The organism is Mycobacterium sp. SP-6446 (assembly GCF_001954045.1).
GTDB lineage: Bacteria > Actinomycetota > Actinomycetes > Mycobacteriales > Mycobacteriaceae > Mycobacterium.
The window spans coordinates 1-6111 of sequence record NZ_MBEM01000188.1 but is presented as its reverse complement, the minus strand read 5'-3'; the positions used below and the strand labels follow the sequence as shown (position 1 = coordinate 6111).

Here is a 6111-nt window from a genome sequence, read left to right as displayed (position 1 = left end):
TTCATGGTGATGCAGGCCGCCCTGGCCGTGTTGCTGTCCAAACTCAGCGCCAGCCCCGATGTGGCGGTGGGATTCCCCATCGCCGGCCGCCGAGACACCGCGCTCGACGAGCTGGTCGGCTTCTTCGTCAACACGTTGGTGCTACGGGTCGACCTGAGCGGCGATCCCACCGTCGCCGAGGTGTTGGCGCAGGTGCGCCAGCGCAGCCTGGCCGCCTACGAACACCAGGACGTGCCGTTCGAGGTGCTGGTGGAGCGGCTCAACCCCACCCGATCGCTGACCCATCACCCGCTGGTTCAGGTGCTGCTGGCGTGGCAGAACAACGAGCCCGCGAAGCTGAGTTTGGGTGATGTGCAGGCCACCCCGTTGCCGGTGGACACCCAGAGTGCCCGCACCGATCTGACGTTCTCCTTGGCCGAACGCTGGACCGAGGACAGCCAGCCCGCCGGGATCGGTGGTGAGGTGGAGTTTCGCACCGACGTGTTCGACGCGTCGAGCATCGAGACGTTGATCGAGCGGTTGCGGCGGGTGCTGGTGGCGATCACCGCCGATCCCGCCCGCCGGCTGTCGTCGGTGGATGTGCTCGACGCCGGTGAGTACGCCCGCCTGGATGCGTGGGGCAATCGTGCCGTGCTGACCGAGGTGGCCCCGCCCACGGCGTCGATTCCGGTGCTGTTCGCCGCCCAGGCGGCGCGGGCCCCCGAGGCGGTGGCGATCACCTGTGGGGATCGCAGCATGACCTACCGCGAGGTCGATGAGGCGTCGAATCGGTTGGCGCGCTTGCTGATCGGACAGGGCGCCGGCCCGGGCGAGTGCGTGGCGCTGCTGTTCGCCCGTTCCGCCGAGGCCGTCGTGTCGATCCTGGCGGTGCTGAAGACCGGGGCGGCGTATCTGGCCATCGACCCCTCGGCGCCGGCGGCGCGGATGGAGTTCATGCTCGACGACGCCGCGCCGATCGCCGCGATCACCACCACCGAACTGTCCGCGCGGCTGGACGGATGCGGCATTCCGGTCGTCGATGTCGACGACCTCCCCGCCGACGCCGAACCCGGCGCCGCGTTGCCGGGGCCGACCCCCGCCGACGTCGCCTACCTGATCTACACCTCGGGCACCACCGGCGTCCCCAAGGGGGTGGCCGTCGCCCACCGCAACGTGACCCAGCTGCTGGAGTCTCTGGACCGCGACCTCTCGCCGGGTCAGGTGTGGACCCAATGCCACTCCCTGGCGTTCGACTTCTCGGTGTGGGAGATCTTCGGTGCGCTGTTGCACGGCGGGCGCCTGGTCGTGGTGCCCGATTCGGTGGTGCGCTCGCCCGAAGACCTCCATGCCTTGCTCGTCAAAGAACAAGCCAATGTGTTGAGCCAGACCCCCTCGGCGTTTTATGCGCTGCAAACCGCCGACGCATTGCAGCCCGAGGTGGGGGACCAGCTCAAGCTCGACACCGTGGTCTTCGGCGGCGAGGCGCTGGAACCCCAGCGTCTGGCGACGTGGCTGCACCACCACTCGGGATCGCCGCGGCTGATCAACATGTATGGCATCACCGAGACGACGGTGCACGCGTCGTTCCGGGAGGTCGTCGACGCCGATGTCGACAGCAACGCCAGCCCGATCGGCGTACCGCTGGCACACCTCGGGTTCTTCGTGCTCGACGGCTGGTTGCGGCCGGTGCCCCCCGGGGTGGTCGGGGAGCTGTATGTGGCCGGTGGGGGGCTGGCGTACGGGTATGTCGGCCGGGCCGGATTGACGGCGACACGGTTTGTCGCTTGCCCCTTCGCCGGCGGGGGAGCGCCGGGAGCACGCATGTATCGCACCGGCGACCTGGTGTCGTGGGGTGCCGACGGACAACTGCGGTATCTGGGGCGTGCCGACGAGCAGGTCAAGATCCGCGGGTATCGCATCGAACTCGGCGAGGTGCAGGCGGCGCTGGCGGCGCAGCCCGGCGTGCAGCAGGCGGTGGTGATCGCCCGCGAGGACCGCCCCGGCGACAAGCGTCTGGTCGGGTACGTCACCGGGACCGCCGATCCGGCCGCGGCGCGCGCCGCACTGGCCGAGCGGCTGCCGTCCTACATGGTGCCGACCGCGGTGCTGGTGATCGATGCCCTGCCGCTGACCGTCAACGGCAAACTCGACACCCGCGCCCTGCCCGCGCCGGAATACCAGGAGGTCGATCATTACCGCGCCCCGGACGGCCCGGTTGAGGAGACCCTCGCCGGTATCTACGCCCAGGTGCTCGGGCTGGACCGGGTCGGCGCCGACGAGTCGTTCTTCGAGCTGGGTGGCGACAGCATCCTGTCGATGCAAGTGGTGGCGCGGGCGCACGTAGCCGGCCTGGTGTGTCGGCCGCGCGACATCTTCGTCGAGCAGACCGTGGCCCGGCTGGCCCGGGTGGCACGCAAGGCCCCGTTGTTCTCCGTGACCATCGGCCCGGATCGCACCGCGGACGAGGGCGTCAAGCATGTGGTAGCAACCCCGATCATGCGGTGGCTGAAGGGCCTGGGCGGCCCCGTCGAGCAGTTCAACCAGACGGCGGTGTTGCAGGCTCCAGCGGGCGTGACCGAGGCCGACGTGGTCGTCGTGCTGCAGGCGTTGCTGGACCGGCATCCCATGCTGCGGCTGCGCGTCGCCGACGACGGAGCCCGCGGCTGGTCGTTGACGGTGCTCGAGGCGGGATTGGTCCACGCGAGCGCGCACCTGCAATCCGTCGAGGCGCTCTCCGATGAAGCGGTGCTGCAGGCCCGGTCGAGGTTGAACCCGGCCGTCGGGGCGATGCTCAGCGCGTTGTGGGTGCCGTCGACCGGCCAGCTGGCGTTGCTGATCCACCATCTGGCCGTCGACGGGGTGTCGTGGCGGGTGCTGCTGACCGACCTGAACATCGCCTGGGTTCAGCATCGCGGGGGACAGCCGGTGGCCCTATCGGCGGAGGGGACGTCGTTTGCCCGGTGGGCATCCCTCCTGGCCGAGCATGCGCACCGCCCGGAAGTCGTGGACCAGGCGGACGCTTGGCGGCGGGTGGCGACGATTCCGGCCGCGCTGCCCGCGGTGCGGCCCGCGGAGGACACATTTGCCAGTGCCGGACGGTTGTCGGCGTCGCTCGATGTCGAGACCACCCGAGTGCTGCTCGGTGAGGCGCCGGCGGCGTTTCACGCCGGGGTGCACGAGATCCTGTTGATCGCGTTCGGCCTGGCGTGGGCGCAGTTTTTGGGTACCGACGGCGCGCCGATCGGCATCGATGTGGAGGGCCACGGGCGGCACGAGGAGCTGGCCCCCGATCTTGACCTGTCGCGCACCGTCGGGTGGTTCACGACCATCTACCCGGTGGCGCTGGCGGTCGGTGGGGTGCCCTGGGCGCAGATCGTGGCGGGCGACGCCGCGTTGGCGGCCGCCATCAAGGAGGCCAAGGAGCAGCTTCGCGCTCTGCCGGATCCGTTGACGTACGGCTTGCTGCGCTATCTGAACGACGATGTGGAGCTCGCTGGAGCGGAGCCGCGGATCGGTTTCAACTACCTGGGGCGGCTCGGTGCGGCGGCGACCGAGATGTCCGACGATTTCTGGCGCGTCAGCTCGGACGGCGAGGAGATCGCCGGCGTCAGCGCGGCCATCGCGATGCCGCTGCCGCACACCGTCGACCTCAACGCCGCCACCGTCGATACCGACGCGGGCCCACACCTGCAGGCCAACTGGACGTGGGCGCAATCGGCGCTCGACGAAGAGCAGGTCGGCCGGCTGAGTCGGCTGTGGTTCGACGTTCTCGGCGGCATCTGCGCGCACGTGCGCCGCGGCGGGGGCGGGCTGACGCCGTCGGACATCGTGCCGGCCCGGTTGAGCCAGCGGCAGATCGACGACCTGGAGCGCCGACACCGCGTCGCCGACATCTTGCCGCTGACCCCCCTGCAGCAGGGGTTGTTGTTCCACGCCGACGCGGCGCACGGATCGGGTGACGACGCGTATGCGGTGCAGCTGGACATCACCATCACGGGCCCGCTCGACCAGCACCGGTTGCGCGATGCGGCGTCCGCCGTGGTCAAGCGGTATCCCAACCTGGCGGCCCACTTCTGCGCGCAATTCGACGAGCCGGTGCAAGTCATCCCGGCCGATCCGGCGCCGCCGTGGCGCTACGTCGAGCTGGACGCAAGCGGCGTCGATGTCGACGAGCAGATCCGGCGACTCTGCGCCGACGAACGCGCCGCGGTCTGCGATTTCGACAACCCACCGGCCATTCGGGTGGCGTTGATCCGCACCCGGGCGGATCGGCACCGGTTCGTCCTCACCAATCACCACATATTGATGGACGGCTGGTCCCTGCAGATCCTGCTGCGGGAGATCTTCGCCGGCTACTGCGGGCATCGCCTGCCCGCCGCCGTGCCGTATCGCCGATTCGCCGACTGGCTGGCCAATCGGGATAGCGAAGCCGCCCAAGTGGCCTGGCGCGACGTGTTGGCCGGTTTCGACACCCCCACCCTGGTGGGCCCGCCGGATCGGTTAGGGCTCGGGCAGCGCGGCGATCAATCGTTCCGGGTGCCCGAGGAGACCACCCGCGCCATCGGCGAGCTGGCCCGCTCGCAGCGCACCACCGTCAGCACCGTGCTGCAGGGCGCTTGGGCGCTTCTGCTGATGTCGCTGACCGGTCAGCGTGACGTCGCCTTCGGGGCCGTCGTATCGGGGCGACCGGCCGACGTGCCCGGCGCGGAATCGATGGTGGGCCTGTTGATCAACACGGTGCCGGTACGGGCCACCGTCACGGCCGAAACCACCACCGCAGACCTGCTGGACCAGTTGCAAAGCGCCCACAATCACACGCTCGAACACCAGTACCTGGCGCTCAGCGACATCCATCGCATCGCCGGTCGGGAAAGGTTGTTCGACACCGTCTTCGTATACGAAAACTATCCGACCGAAACCGCGGCGTTGTCGGGCATCGACGGGCTGGCCATCACCGACGTCACCACCCGCGACCACTACCACTACCCGCTCACAATCCAAGCCGCGCCGGGCCGCGAGCTGGAGCTTCGCGTGCAATACCGCACCGAGCTTTTCGACGCGGCCGCCATCGAAGCCTTGATCGGACGGTTGCGCGGGCTGTTGGCGACGATGACCGCGGAGCCGACGCGGCCATTGTCGTCGATGGATGCGCTGGACGCCGGTGAGGACGCCCGGCCAGGCGATCATCGCGACCCCACGGCGCCGCCGGCCCCGCAACACCCGGATGCCGAGGGCTACCGCGCGCCGGCCAATGCGGTCGAGGAGATCGTGGCCGATATCTATGCCCGGGTGCTGGGCATAGAGCGGGTCGGCGTCGATGACTCGTTTTTCGACATGGGCGGGGATTCGCTGGCGGCGATGCGGCTTATCGCGGCGATCAACACCGCTTTGAGCGTCCGCCTTACGGTGCGCACACTGTTCGACGCGGCCTCCGTTCGGAGCTTGAGTCAACACTTGGGCGGCATGCCGACGGCCGTCACCACGTCGAAGTGACGGAGCGCCGGAACCCGAACCACGCCAAGGGATTTCGCGGCCTCCCGGCCGGCCAACGTCGAGCCCGCGCGCTTTGACGAATAACCGTCGGCAGCGAATCCTTCGGCGCCGCTTATGAAGTTCTTATGAGCGGCAACGTCGGGGTTGTGTTCGCGCGGCCTTGACGAGCACCGAAAATTCACCGTCTGGAGGGGCTAGGGCTCCGGCGGAGAAACGTGCCGAAGCGGAACCCATCGTCGCAGCTCACAGCGTCCGAAGTGGCAGCGGCCGAAGCCCGTATCGGGCACAGTTCGGTGAGGTGTGTCGAGAGTCACCTGAATCACACCTGAAGACTTTCTCGAAAGCGCATACAGGCCCTGCTGGGCTCCATTACCGTTTGTGAGGGGTTTCCTTCATTTCGACTAGCGGGTACGGAGAATCGGTGAGCGTCAATCCGTTCGATGACGACGGTGGCAGCTTCCTCGTCCTGATCAACGACGAGGAGCAGCACAGTCTGTGGCCGGTCTTCGCCGATGTTCCTGCCGGCTGGCGGGTGGTTTACGGCGAAGCCGAGCGCGCTGCATGTCTGGACTACATCGAACAGAACTGGACCGATATCCGGCCGAGGAGTCTGCGCGAGAGGCTGGCAGCGGTTCAGGC

The 6111-nt window shown here is 68.6% G+C and carries 2 protein-coding genes; both read left to right on the top strand.

The window, feature by feature from the left end:
* Window positions 1-5472, top strand: a 5472-nt coding sequence (locus A5736_RS17380) for a non-ribosomal peptide synthetase (RefSeq protein WP_254848397.1), incomplete at its 5' end; no start/stop codon positions are given.
* A gap of 421 nt (window positions 5473-5893) precedes the next feature.
* The coding region (locus A5736_RS17375; protein WP_076247588.1) for an MbtH family protein at window positions 5894-6111 on the top strand (218 nt) is incomplete at its 3' end.